The sequence below is a fragment of the Paenibacillus sp. Y568 genome, assembly GCF_059445545.1.
The window spans coordinates 47,260-59,979 of the sequence record NZ_JCAIUM010000014.1 but is presented as its reverse complement, the minus strand read 5'-3'; the positions used below and the strand labels follow the sequence as shown (position 1 = coordinate 59,979).

Below are 12,720 nucleotides of genomic sequence, written 5' to 3'. Positions count from 1 at the left end.
AATGGGTCACACAAGCAGTTACTTAGCTGGAGCTGGAGAGGCAGTGCTCGCTTTGCACAGAAATAATGATGAATATGAAAAAAATAGCAGTGCAGGGAGTATCAAATCTGATAAAATACCCAGTACCATCAATCCACCAGATCTGTCGATTATTCGAAAGTTTTTTCTGAAAGAGAGGGGTAGAACAAATGAAGATAAGATTGGCAACGCTATGTGATGCAGAAGGAATAGCTCAAGTTAGTGTGAATAGCTGGAGAACTACATATAAGGGTATGATATCAGATGCTTTTTTAAATCAATTATCAGTGGAAAAACGTAAAGAAAACTGGGAGTCGGCACTCCATCATTTACAAGAGAATGATGCTACATATGTTGCGGAAGAGCATGGGACAATACGTGGTTTTATTAAGGGTGGAACGTGTAGAGAAGCAGATATAGCATATGATGCAGAAGTGTACGCTATATATTTACTTGAGGAAGAGCAGGGGAAGGGTTATGGTACATTACTTTTTAATCGATTGGTTGAAACATTAAAGTCCAATAAGCTAAATTCTTTAATGGTCTGGGTACTTGAAAGAAATCCATCTATTGATTTTTATAAGAGACTTGGAGGGCAGTATATAACGAAGAAAGAGATCAAAATAGGAGGTAATATCGTAACTGAAGTTGCGTTAGGGTGGAATGATCTTAGCTTTTTTGGACATAAGCCAAATGAAGAATGAAAATAAATAGGAATTAACTGTTTCTAGAGTCCATGATAAGGAGCGTAATTCATGAATCAAATGACCCGTGAAAAAGTAATGCAATATGCGAAGTATCGATGGCCTTATTCGACAGACGCCTGCCAATTTATCATAGAGACAGCGAATGTTAGCCAAGGCGTTGTTGCGGATGTGGGTGCAGGAACTGGACTTTTGACGCAACATTTCGTTGGTAAAGTAAAGAAGGTATTTGCAATAGAACCGGAGTTGGAAATGCGTAACTTTGCACATGACTTCATTGGAGATCGACAGGATATTGATTACATAGATGGCGTAGCTGAGAATACAACACTTGAAAGTCATTCGGTAGATTTAATTATAGCTGCCAATTCATATCATAGATTTCAACCAGAGCGTACCCTTAATGAGTTTAGAAGAATTCTGAAACCAAACGGAATGTTAGCTATTTTCTCATATCACGATGAGCATAACTTTGTACGAGATACACTGCGGGTATGTAACAATGAACACTACAATCAGCGATTAACTGCAACAAGGCATGAGGAACCCGTTCAATATTTCTATGGAGATGCTATACCTAGTAGATATTTGTTCACACAAGAGCAGAGTGAGACTTGGGATGATTACTGGGGAGCCATTGGGGCAGGGATGGAATCCCCAGATGAAAGCGAAGAGTGGTTCGTCACTTTTCAAGAAGCCCATAGACAACGTTTTAACGATATGGCCACAAGTGGATTAATTACAGTGAAGTACAGTACTGAAGTATGGTTAGGTCAACCGAAATATAGCAAAAAGACTAATGTTTGAACTGTTTCCCATGTTTAATAGATCACTTCAATATTAAGCTTCACAAGTCTTTCTAACCATGAATCCGATGGTTTCTGATTAGTCACTACATGGTGAATAACATTGAGATTAGCCAATTTAACAAAAGCAATTTTATCAAACTTCGTATGATCAGCTAACAGAATGACTTTGTTAGCTTGTTTGAGCATCATCTTTTTTAACTCACATTCGGGTTCGTTGGAATCCATAATGCCCTTGTCGAGAGAGAGGCCCTTACAACCGATAATAGCTGTATCCACGTTATATTTCTGTACGGTTTCTAGAGATATCGGACCTACTAATGAAAGCGAGCGGTATCGAAGAGACCCTCCGGTAGAAATAATATTTAAGTTGGAATTAGCAAACTCAGAAAGTATGTTAATCGAATTCGTGATCATGGTGAGATTACTTTTGTTATTTAATGTCTTTACAAACTCAAATACAGTTGAACTAGGATCAACCATTAAGGTATCGCCATCGCGAATTAAGGAGAGTGCTTTTAAGGCGATATCTCGCTTCATATCCATATTTATAGAATTTCTAGTTGAATAAGGCAGGTCCTCGTTTGTATGTCGATTGAGCATAGCCCCACCATAAGTACGACTGACAATGCCCTCTTTCTCCAGCTTTTCTAAATCACGACGAATCGTTTCTTCGGTAACATCAAACATTTTGCTTAAATCCGCCACTAACACCGTCTTATCTTGATGAATGAGATCGATGGTTTTTTGTCTTCGTTCAGCTGCTAACAATAGGATCAGACCTTTCCGTCGATGAATAATACTTTATACAAAAATGACAACACCCATATTGTAGCAATTTGGAGTGAAGAACGATACCCTATGCAACGTGTTGTCATTGAAAATACATAAAACAAACAAAAACAACATTTATTATTTTGATTTAGTTGACAATAAAGATTTTCGGACATAGGATATAAATATAAGCAACGATATTCCATAAATAGGATATTGAAGGAGAGTGCTAATATGACTATAGCGTTCAAGGGCGAGAGAGTAATACAGAGTTATGTATCTTCCATGGAAGTGCCTTTTATACGGGAAATGGCTGATATTACTTTTCATATGTGGAATTTGGGTTGGGATGAACGTAACGGAGGAAATATCAGTTATATACTGGAGGAATCCGAAGTTAGTAAGTATATAGATACACAAAAAGTCATCAGGACACTTGATCTGACCTTTCCAGTGGTGCCATTAGCAGGTAAGTATTTTATCGTGACAGGTTCAGGTAAGTATTTCAAGAATGTGATCTCTGACCCTGAGTCTAATCTTGGTGTTATCCGCGTGTCTTTGACGGGTGATTCTATTGATATTCTCTGGGGATTAAGTCAGGGTGCGGTTCCAACAAGTGAACTTGCCTCTCATTTCATGAGTCATATAGAGAGATTACAAGTGGATCCTACACATCGCATTGTTATGCATACGCACTCTACAAACACATTAGCGATGACCTTTATTCATGATCTGGACGAATTAAAATTTACACGGACTTTGTGGGAAATGTGTACGGAATGTATTGTTGTTTTTCCTGATGGCGTAAGTGTTATTCCTTGGATGTTACCAGGAAGTAATGATATTGGGCGAGAAACGGCGAAGAAGATGAAGGATCATCGAGTTGTGATTTGGCCACAGCATGGGATCTTTGGTACGGGTTCGACGATGGATGAGACATTTGGGTTAATAGAGACCGTTGAGAAAGCTGCACAGATTTATATGTTAGTTGCACATCATGAGATTAAACAACGGATTACAGAGCAACAATTAATTGATCTAGCAAAAGCGTTCGGCGTGACGCCGGTTCCAGGTATTCTCCAGGGGGGTTGACTAGACTAGCTATGTTTCTATTAATGAACGGATACTTACGTAAGAACTACGTAGGATATCCGTTCTTTTTTTAAAATATAAGAATTTATAAGTATTTCTGCTTATACATAGGATTATATTTCAACGCTAAACGTTTCATCGTCGCTAAAGGACGGCGAAGCCGTTTATGCTTGTATGATGAACTATCGTACCTTGTTTCATGTTATTCAAAGGCAATCTCTCATGTAGCTGGTGAAGAAGTAGAGGAACGTATGACTAACTCGGGTTCAAGATGATTAGACGGAATAGGACCTTTGCTATCAATCATCTCAAGTAAGGTTTGGACGGTTGTATTTACGATTTCAGTTAGTGCTACACCAACAGCCGTCATAGGTATCTCAAGGTCCTCCATCTGCTGGATATTATCATAACTAACAATAGATAAATCTGCTGGAATCTGTAATGTTAACTCATTAACTGCTCGCACGACCCCTCTTGTAAGATCATAACTCCCGCTAATGATGGCTGTAGGTCTCTGTTCGGACGAGCGGAGTAATTGTTTGGCTGTCATATAACCTTCATGTGTATCCAGACTATGAATAGGTAGGATTGATTCACTCGTGATGGGTAAATGATGCTCATGCATCCGTTCAGTGAAAGCAACGACTTTCTCGTATTGCAAAGGATCGTTCGTCATGACATGACCTATGTAGGCGATTCGTTGGTGCCCGAGTTCAACAAGATGATCAACGGCCAGTTCAATGGCTTTGCTACGAATAGCATCAATCGTTGTATAGGGTGTCAGCCCATCAATCCCATAATAAAGGATGGGAATATGATGTGAACTTGGAAAATCCGTGTCCTCTCCACTCTCACGTCTCTCTTGGTCATGGAATACAAGAATGGCATCACATTGTAGACGGATAAAGGTCTCGATCGCCATAGGAGTATCATTGATGGATAATAATGTCGTGTAAGAGTGTTTGGCTAGTTCATGATTGATTCTTGTAATTAAGGCAGAGGGTGCGACTCGTTCCACAGATGGCCAGACGACACCAATAATCCAACTTTTATTCGAAACAAGTCTTTGGGCTGCTATATTGGGTTGATAACCTAATTCTTTGGCAATCTCTAGTATTTTATGTTTGGTTACATCTTGTACAAGGGGGCTATCCCGAAGCGCTTTACTTACTGTAGAAAAACTTACACCTGCACGTTCAGCTATATCTTTAATCGTGATAGACACTCTAAATCCCTCCCAATTAACAACGTTGTTATTATAGCATAGAGAAACCAAAACGATAAGTGATTTACTTCAATTAAAGTGGTAGACAGTATAAAAAAAGTCGGTTATGATTACCAATAACAACGTTGTTATTGTCAGGTATTAGTTTACCATGGAGGGATTGTATGATGAATCTATTTGATCTAACAGGGACAACTTCAGTCGTTATAGGTGGAAATGGTGTACTTGGAGGGGCCATGTCTGAAGGTCTTGCGGCTCAAGGGTCAAGAGTAGCCATCGTTGGGCGTAACCTTGAGACAGCCAATGCTGTTAAGCAACGGATCGAAGATGCTGGGGGTGAGGCACAGACTTTCCAAGCCGATGTTACGGTGGAAGATGATCTTAAAAACGTGCTGGCCCAAGTCGTAGCATGGACGGGAAGTATTGATACCTTAGTGAACTGTTCTGGTAGTAATAGTTCAACACCTTTTTTTGAACTTCGTATGGATGAATGGGATAACATTATGGATGTAAATTTGAAAAGTGTTGTCATGGCTAGTCAAATCTTTGGACATCACATGGTTGAGCAGGGTAAGGGAGGATCGATTATTAATATTTCTTCCGTATCATCTGATCCGCCGTTATCCAAAGTCTTTACTTATTCTGCATCTAAAGCAGGAGTTAACAGCGTAACGAAGTTTCTAGCTCGTGAGCTTGCCCCCCATCATATTAGAGTAAATGCTATTATTCCAGGGTTCTTCCCTGCGGAACAGAATCGGAAGATTCTATCTCCTGAACGTATCGATTCTATTATGACGCACACCCCCATGAGTCGGTTCGGGAACCCTGAAGAACTGCAAGGAACGATTATATATTTAGCATCTATGAAAGCGTCATCATTTGTTACGGGAGCGCTAATTCGTGTAGATGGTGGGTTTGGAGCGATGACGATATGAGTGATTTATTAAGTCAAATGTTAAAAGATATCCCTATGCCTCGGATGGTCAAGATTCGTCAGAAATTCGATGACACCAAGCTAGAAGATCCCATAGCGGAGTTGAAAATAAAACTAGATCAATCTGGTTGTGTCCCGAAGATTGCTAAGGGAAGCAGGGTGGCTGTAGCTGTTGGTAGCCGCGGCATATACAAGATTGATGAAATGACAAAGTGTGTCATTGACGAATTGAAAGAAGCGGGTACAGAACCTTTTATAGTTCCATGCATGGGAAGTCATGGTGGTGCAACAGACCAAGGACAGCGTGACGTTCTTGCACACTTAGGTATAGATGAACAACGTATGGGAGTTCCCGTCCGTTCGTCTATGGAGGTTGTCCTCATTGACCAACTTCCAAATGGGCTACCTGTATATGTTGATAAAATAGCTGCAACGGAAGCCGATGCCATTGTCGTGATTAACCGTGTGAAACCTCATACGGCTTTCCGTGGACCTATTGAAAGTGGTCTGTTGAAGATGATCGCCATTGGACTCGGTAAACAAAAAGGTGCTGAAGCCACGCACCAATTAGGTTTTAAATACATGGCAGAGAATGTTCCTGCTATGGCGAAGAGAATGATAGATAAGCTCCCGATTATATTCGGTGTTGCCTTGATTGAGAATGCCTACGATCAGACATGCAGAATCGAAGTCGTTCCAGCAGCAGAAATGGAGCAGCGTGAACCAGAACTCCTACTTGAAGCGAAGAAGCGCTTGCCTCAACTGTTGTTCTCGCATTTAGACGTCCTTGTGATTGATTATATCGGTAAAAATATTAGCGGGGATGGTATGGATCCGAATGTGACGGGTCGATATCCAACACCGTATGCACACGGTGGACCTGAGGTAAACAAGATGGTCGTGCTAGATTTAACACCAGAATCTCAAGGGAACGCTAATGGCGTGGGTACAGCAGATTTTACGACTCAAAGATTAGTAAGTAAGGCTGACTGGCCTGCTACGTATGCCAATGGACTAACGTCTACCGTGTGTGCTCCCACGAAGCAAGCTACAACACTTGGAAACGATCGAGATGCGATTAAAGCGGCAGTCAAAACATGTAATATTCTTGATTTCCATCAATGCAGATTAGCTAGAATACGGGATACTCTCCATCTTGGAGAGATCGAAATCTCTGAGACACTACTTGCAGAAGCAATAAATAATCCACAAATAGAGATTGTTAGTGAACCTTACGACTGGCCATTTGATCAAGAGGGGTATTTAAGTAAATGAAACGAAAGGTGCGGTGATGTGCCTAATGCTTAAGTACAAACATGAGAAATTAAAAGAAATATTAATCGAAATGAAGCGTGTTGTTGTGGCATTCTCAGGTGGGGTAGATAGTACGCTTCTGCTAAAGGTAGCTCTTGATACGCTTGGACCTGAGCATGTATTGGCCGTTACAACAGATTCGGAAACCTATCCATCTCGCGAATTAGAAGAAGCGAAGACGATTGCTATAGAATTGGGAGCACCGCACAAGGTGGTATATACTTCAGAACTATCGATTCCGGGTTATGTGGAGAATACAGAGAATCGCTGTTACTTCTGCAAAAGAAATCTATTTGAAGAGTTACTTCCTTATATCAATGATAGTGTTGAGGGGTATAACTATTTAGTATTTGGACTTATAGCAGATGACATGAGCGAACATCGACCAGGCGTCAAAGCCGCGCGTGAATATGGGGTGCGTGGTCCTCTTCAGGAAGTAGGATTATTCAAACCAGAGATTCGTGAACTCTCTAAGGTGCTCGGATTATCGAACTGGGATAAACCTTCCTTCGCGTGTTTGTCGTCAAGAATTGCCTATGGGGAGACGATTACACTCCAAAAATTAAGCAAAGTGAATCAAGCAGAAGACTATCTTCTCTCGCTAGGTTTTCGGCAGGTTCGCGTTAGAACTCATAACAGCATTGCAAGGATCGAAGTTGAACAACATGATATGAGTCGGTTAATCGAATTGGGTAGTGAAATTACTAACCAATTACGTACGATCGGATATGAGTTCGTTACAATGGATCTTTCAGGATATAAGAGCGGCAGTATGAATCGTGTATTGGAACGAGGAGGTAGCCATGAGCTCGTTTGAAGATATGGGGTTCTGTAAGCTAGACACAGATCGTGAACAGAGAACAGGATTTCCCGAAGTGGTCTTTGGGGCAGGGAAGACGACAGAACAAATCAAGTTAATCGTTACTCGGTTAATTGAGAATCATGGTCGTGCTATGGTTACCCGACTCCCGCAAGAGTCAGCTGCAGATTTAATAGAATTATTTCCTGGAGGAGTCTATCACGAGATATCACAAATTTTTACCTATGGGATAACAGAGCGTCTGTTCGAGGGTAAAGTTACCGTGTTAAGTGGAGGCACCTCAGATATGCCGGTGGCCGAAGAAGCAGCTATTACGGCCGAGTGGATGGGATGTGTTGTTGAGAGAATTTACGATGTAGGTGTAGCGGGTATTGATCGTTTATTAGCCCATCGTGAGCATATTCAAAGTGCCAATGTTGTCATCGTCGTTGCGGGGATGGAAGGCGCATTGGCGAGCGTAGTGGGTGGGCTTGTAAGAAGGCCAGTTATTGCTGTGCCCACGTCTGTTGGGTATGGATGCCATTTTCAAGGATTAACCCCATTGTTATCGATGATGACATCTTGTGCAGCGGGCATTTCGGTTGTAAATATTGATAACGGATTTGGAGCGGGATACAATGCGGCCATCATTCAACAATTGGTAGCGGAGGCGAGCAAGAGATGACTAGAGTTCTTTATTTTGATTGTTTTGCAGGCATTGCCGGAGATATGGCCTTAGCAGCACTGATTGACCTTGGAGCAGATATCGATTATATCCGCGACTACCTGAAGCTTCTTCCCTTTGACCCCTTTGATATGGATGTTGAGTCCGTCGTGAAACAGGGAATGTCAGCGAAGACATTAATACTCCAATTTGGAAAAGAGTCAGATGTAATTCACATTGGACATAGTCATGATCACGGGCACAGCCACGATCATAGTCATGATCACGGACACAGTCACGATCATAGTCACGATCATGTTCATCGTAAAGCTTCCGGAATTATTAAGGATATTGAAGAATCTCAGTTACCTGAACGAGTGAAGAGCAGAAGCATTCAAATCTTCCGGGCGATTGCTATCGCGGAAGGGAAGATTCATGGGATGAGCCCGGATGATGTTCATTTTCATGAAGTGGGAGCTATGGATTCAATCATAGATATTGTTGGTGTGTGTCTGGCACTTGAGAATCTTAATATCGATATCATCGAGTCTTCACCTGTCCCGACGGGTCGAGGAAGGATGCGCATGGCACATGGACTGTATCCGATTCCAGCGCCTGCTACATTAGAGATATTACGAGGGATTCCTTTGGATGATTTTGCGGTAGAGAGTGAATTAACTACGCCTACAGGAGCTGGAATTCTAAAAGCGTTATCGACTCGGTTCGGCGTATTCCCTGCGACAACGATCGAAAGAATGGGTTACGGAGCAGGTACGAAAGATTTCGCGCATCCTAATGTGTTACGAGTATGTCTCATTGAACAACCTGATCTTCAATCTAGGGAAATGATTCATGTACTAGAGGCGCAACTAGATGATTGTACAGGTGAGATGATGGCGTACGCTATGGAACGTTTAATGGATGCTGGAGCATTAGACGTCTATTTCACCTCGATCTATATGAAGAAAAACAGACCGGGTGTGTTAGTAACCGTATTATCTTTGCCCGATCATGTTGAACAATGTGAAGAGACCTTATTAAGAGAAACGACGACCTTTGGTGTTCGTAAAAGTGAATGGTCTCGCAAAATATTAGATCGAAGATTTATCCAAGTCGATACGAAGTACGGGAGTATTCAAGTGAAGCAAGCCTTGCAAGGGCAGGCGATTATCCACCAATCCCCAGAGTACGAAGAGGCTGCCACAGCAGCGAGAGCACACGGAATTCCCATCAAGATTATATATGACGAGGTTGCGAAACGCTTGAACCAAGGTGAATCATAATATTTTAAGATATGGGAGGATTATAATCATGAATGAAATCTCGCAAGTGTTAAAAGAAGGTCGTGTAGCATCAGCGTCACCCCAAGGTGTGAAAATTTATGATCGTTCACTCCACAACCATGGTGAAGTTCATTTGCTCATGCTTAAGGTGGACAGTAAGAAATTCATTATGGCCGTCGGAGTTGGCGAACTTTATGATGAACTAGAAGGCGAAATTCATGATGATTATAAGCTATGCCCTTTAACTCATAAGAATCGATTAACGCTTGCCAAGTATTTCACGCATTTATCACCCAAAGCTTTTGGGAAAAAGTCTACTACGTTTGGATTAGGAGATCGGCTTGGACTTGCGGGTCCCGGACATTTAGCAACATTACGTGGTCGTCCTGTATCCCCGATCCTTGCACAGCAAAGTATTCGTGAGCTGGCTTTAACCGGTAGAACCTATCAAGATGTGCTAGATACAGCTAGTTATGCAGCGTTCCAAGAGGGTTATCGAGATGGATATGGTGCTGATGGAGATCACTTGAAGGAAGAGTCGGATATTCAGATGTCGATAGACTTGGGATTCACGATGCTAACGCTAGATGCTTCGGAGAAGATTCCAAGTGATATTCAAGATCTTGATGATCAAGAGTTGCTTGTGCGTTACGAACTTGTACCTGAAGAGAAACGTAAAGATTATGAAGAGAGATATCTAGATAAATCTATTCAAGTAGGGGAAGAGAAGGTTGTCTTCGATCGTATAGAATTCATGAAATGTGTCCTAATCTATGGTGAAGCCATTCCATTCATGGTGTACATCTTCGAAAAATATATTCAACCCGTGGATCGTGCTATCGATTTTGAAATCTCAATTGATGAGACCGTGACGCCAACTTCACCGGAAGCTCACTATTTCGTAGCAGCAGAATTAGACCGTCAACAGGTCGATATCTTCAGTATGGCGCCAAGATTCTGTGGGGAATTCCAAAAAGGAATTGATTACATCGGAGATATTCAACAATTCGAACAAGAGTTACGAATTCATGCAGCAATTGCGGATCATTTCGGATATAAACTAAGTATCCATTCTGGAAGTGACAAATTAAGCGTGTTTCCGATCATAGCGAAGCATACGAAGGGACGCTTCCACGTGAAGACTGCAGGAACCAATTGGTTAGAAGCCGTAAGAACCGTGGCGAAGGAGAATCCATCCCTGTATCGTCGAATGCATGCGTACGCGTTAGAACATTTTGAAGAAGCCAAAGCATATTACCATGTGACAACGAATATAGCGCGAATTAAACCATTAGAGCAAGTAACTGACGCACAATTACCGGAGTACATGGAAGAGGATGATGCCCGTCAACTGCTTCATATCACATATGGCATTTTGCTGAAGGCAGAGGACGAAACAGGAAAGGCTATATTTAGTGATGAGTTCTTCGATACACTGGAGAAGAAAGAGGCGGAATATGAGCAATCTCTTAAGTCTCATATTGGGAAACACTTGGATTTATTGAACGTTTAATCTGATTGGGAGATAGAATAGAGGTTTCTAAAAAAAAGACCACGTGAGTTCAACTCACGTGGTCTTTCGCTGTTCTGATACTTATTTTCCAGTATCAGTTGTAGTATCTGTAGTAGTGGTATCTGTTGCATCATCTTCTTTATCCAATGTGTTCTTAATATCAGCCTTTGTCTTCAAATCAGCCAACCAAGTGGATGATAAGGTTGATACTTGTGTAGTTGTTAACTGTTCTTTGATCTCTGCTGATTTTTCTTCAAGAGTTGCTTTATGTGCATCTTTGCGATCCGTAACCTTTATAATGTGGAATCCGCTAGCTGATTGGACAACATCGCTTATTTCATCTTTTTCTAGAGCAAATGCTGCGTTATCGAAGGCATCTTCATGAGTACCTTGAGGGAAGAAATCCAAATCTCCACCGTTATCTTTAGAAGCTGTATCTAGAGATTTAGCTGCAGCAACAGTAGCGAAATCTGATCCACCCTTAATTTCTTTAAGGATACTATCTGCTTCTTCCTTAGTAGCCACTAGAATATGTGAAGCTTTGACTTGTTCTGCTGTATCGAAAGCACCTGGGTTCTCATCAAAGTATTTCTTGATGTCAGCATCAGTTACTTTCACTTGTGGTTCTACTAATTTACGAATTTTCACTTGAATATTCATTTCGTTCTTTAGGTCATCTAAAGTCATACCAGATTGCGTAAGAGCAGAATTGAATTCTTCTTCTGTTGCAAAGTTTTTCTTAACGGATTCGATTTCTTTAGTCAAATCTTCTTCAGTAACCGTAATATTCGCTTTTTTGACTTCTTGATCGATAAGTTCTTCAGTGATGAGGTTATCTAATGTTTGAGTACCACCAAGGGTAACTAACTCGGAGTAAAGCTTGTCCTTTGTAATATCTACGCCATTCACTGTAGCTACAGCTGCACTATCACCACTTGGCTTAACAAGAATGATCACCAGTACGATAGCGAGCACAAGAGAAAGACCCATCCATATATTACGGCTAGTGTTGTTGTTTGATGGTGGAACAGAAGCCGATGAATTCTCTGTTAAATATTGATCGTCTAAGGGCTGTGGAACTATAGCTTCCTCTGTGTTAAGAGTAGATTCGTTTACGACTACATCATTAACAGGTTCAGGTGTAACCACTACTGGTTCTACAATCTCACTTTCTATAACTTCACTCTCGACAACTTCATTCTCCGTACTTGTACTTTTCTCTAGGTTTGATTCTTCTTTGGGCGATCCGTCCAATGGGTTATTTTCGTTATTTTCGGGATTCCCTAATTCTTTGTCAGTCATTAATTTATAATCCTCCTTTAAATATATGCACGCTTACTAGATACTAGTGTATCAGAACTTGAGAAATCAATCCTTAAGAGTTTATAAAATTGTGGTATTTTTTTTAAGCAAATTTTAATTTTTGTTTGAATGGATGATTAAAGAATACCAATAATGAATGTTTATTACGCAGTAATATGATGATATATGAGTATCACTCTTTTCAATGATGTTATTCTAATGATACAATAGATATTAGTGCTAATCGTGTGTTGAAAGTGCTTATAATATATACAAAAATACCTTGAACAAG

The 12,720-nt window shown here is 40.9% G+C and carries 13 protein-coding genes; 10 read left to right on the top strand and 3 right to left on the bottom strand.

Features of this window, described 5'->3' with window-relative positions:
* Nucleotide 1: 1 nt before the first annotated feature.
* From AC1D7X_RS18615 to AC1D7X_RS18605, 3 genes are read left to right on the top strand one after another with little or no spacing between them, the layout of a single operon-like run.
* The gene (locus tag AC1D7X_RS18615; RefSeq protein ID WP_495455617.1) at nucleotides 2–217 is read left to right on the top strand and encodes a hypothetical protein; all 216 of its coding nucleotides are present in this window, start codon (nucleotides 2–4) and stop codon (nucleotides 215–217) included.
* Nucleotides 189–722, top strand: a complete 534-nt coding sequence (locus AC1D7X_RS18610; RefSeq protein WP_495455618.1) for a GNAT family N-acetyltransferase — start codon at nucleotides 189–191, stop codon at nucleotides 720–722. Before AC1D7X_RS18615 ends, AC1D7X_RS18610 begins: the two co-directional genes overlap by 29 nt.
* Nucleotides 723–773: 51 nt before the next feature.
* Nucleotides 774–1,529 carry a class I SAM-dependent methyltransferase gene (locus AC1D7X_RS18605; protein ID WP_495455619.1) on the top strand — a complete coding sequence of 252 codons (756 nt, stop codon included), beginning with the start codon at nucleotides 774–776 and terminating at the stop codon, nucleotides 1,527–1,529.
* Nucleotides 1,530–1,543: 14 nt separating this feature from the next.
* On the opposite strand, the gene AC1D7X_RS18600 is transcribed toward AC1D7X_RS18605, so the two are convergent.
* A complete protein-coding gene (locus AC1D7X_RS18600; protein WP_495455620.1) occupies nucleotides 1,544–2,299 on the bottom strand; it encodes a DeoR/GlpR family DNA-binding transcription regulator in 756 nt (251 codons plus the stop codon).
* A 237-nt stretch (nucleotides 2,300–2,536) separates the two neighbouring features.
* Between AC1D7X_RS18600 and rhaD the strand changes: the two genes are divergently transcribed.
* Nucleotides 2,537–3,394 carry a rhamnulose-1-phosphate aldolase gene (rhaD, locus tag AC1D7X_RS18595; RefSeq protein ID WP_495455621.1) on the top strand — a complete coding sequence of 286 codons (858 nt, stop codon included), beginning with the start codon at nucleotides 2,537–2,539 and terminating at the stop codon, nucleotides 3,392–3,394.
* A gap of 220 nt (nucleotides 3,395–3,614) precedes the next feature.
* Here rhaD and AC1D7X_RS18590 read toward each other — a convergent pair whose 3' ends face one another.
* Complete coding sequence (locus AC1D7X_RS18590; RefSeq protein WP_495455622.1) at nucleotides 3,615–4,619, bottom strand: LacI family DNA-binding transcriptional regulator; 1,005 nt, start codon at nucleotides 4,617–4,619, stop codon at nucleotides 3,615–3,617.
* A 167-nt stretch (nucleotides 4,620–4,786) separates the two neighbouring features.
* Between AC1D7X_RS18590 and AC1D7X_RS18585 the strand changes: the two genes are divergently transcribed.
* The 6 genes from AC1D7X_RS18585 to AC1D7X_RS18560 are packed head-to-tail and all read left to right on the top strand — an operon-like array spanning nucleotide 4,787 to nucleotide 11,126.
* Entirely contained in the window at nucleotides 4,787–5,554 is a 768-nt protein-coding gene (locus AC1D7X_RS18585; RefSeq protein WP_495455697.1) for an SDR family oxidoreductase, read from the top strand.
* Nucleotides 5,551–6,828 (top strand): nickel pincer cofactor-dependent isomerase, group 22, encoded by a 1,278-nt coding sequence (locus AC1D7X_RS18580; RefSeq protein WP_495475881.1) that lies wholly within the window; start codon nucleotides 5,551–5,553, stop codon nucleotides 6,826–6,828. The genes AC1D7X_RS18585 and AC1D7X_RS18580 overlap by 4 nt, the downstream gene beginning before the upstream one ends.
* Before the next feature lie 25 nt (nucleotides 6,829–6,853).
* Complete coding sequence (gene larE / locus AC1D7X_RS18575) at nucleotides 6,854–7,684, top strand: ATP-dependent sacrificial sulfur transferase LarE (RefSeq protein WP_495455624.1); 831 nt, start codon at nucleotides 6,854–6,856, stop codon at nucleotides 7,682–7,684.
* The gene (gene larB / locus AC1D7X_RS18570) at nucleotides 7,671–8,351 is read left to right on the top strand and encodes a nickel pincer cofactor biosynthesis protein LarB (protein WP_495455625.1); all 681 of its coding nucleotides are present in this window, start codon (nucleotides 7,671–7,673) and stop codon (nucleotides 8,349–8,351) included. Before larE ends, larB begins: the two co-directional genes overlap by 14 nt.
* A complete protein-coding gene (gene larC, locus AC1D7X_RS18565; RefSeq protein ID WP_495475880.1) occupies nucleotides 8,348–9,613 on the top strand; it encodes a nickel pincer cofactor biosynthesis protein LarC in 1,266 nt (421 codons plus the stop codon). Before larB ends, larC begins: the two co-directional genes overlap by 4 nt.
* A gap of 28 nt (nucleotides 9,614–9,641) precedes the next feature.
* Nucleotides 9,642–11,126, top strand: a complete 1,485-nt coding sequence (locus AC1D7X_RS18560; RefSeq protein ID WP_495475879.1) for a tagaturonate epimerase family protein — start codon at nucleotides 9,642–9,644, stop codon at nucleotides 11,124–11,126.
* 81 nt (nucleotides 11,127–11,207) lie between these two features.
* On the opposite strand, the gene AC1D7X_RS18555 is transcribed toward AC1D7X_RS18560, so the two are convergent.
* Nucleotides 11,208–12,428 (bottom strand): foldase protein PrsA, encoded by a 1,221-nt coding sequence (locus tag AC1D7X_RS18555; protein ID WP_495455628.1) that lies wholly within the window; start codon nucleotides 12,426–12,428, stop codon nucleotides 11,208–11,210.
* Between the last annotated feature and the right edge of the window lie 292 nt (nucleotides 12,429–12,720).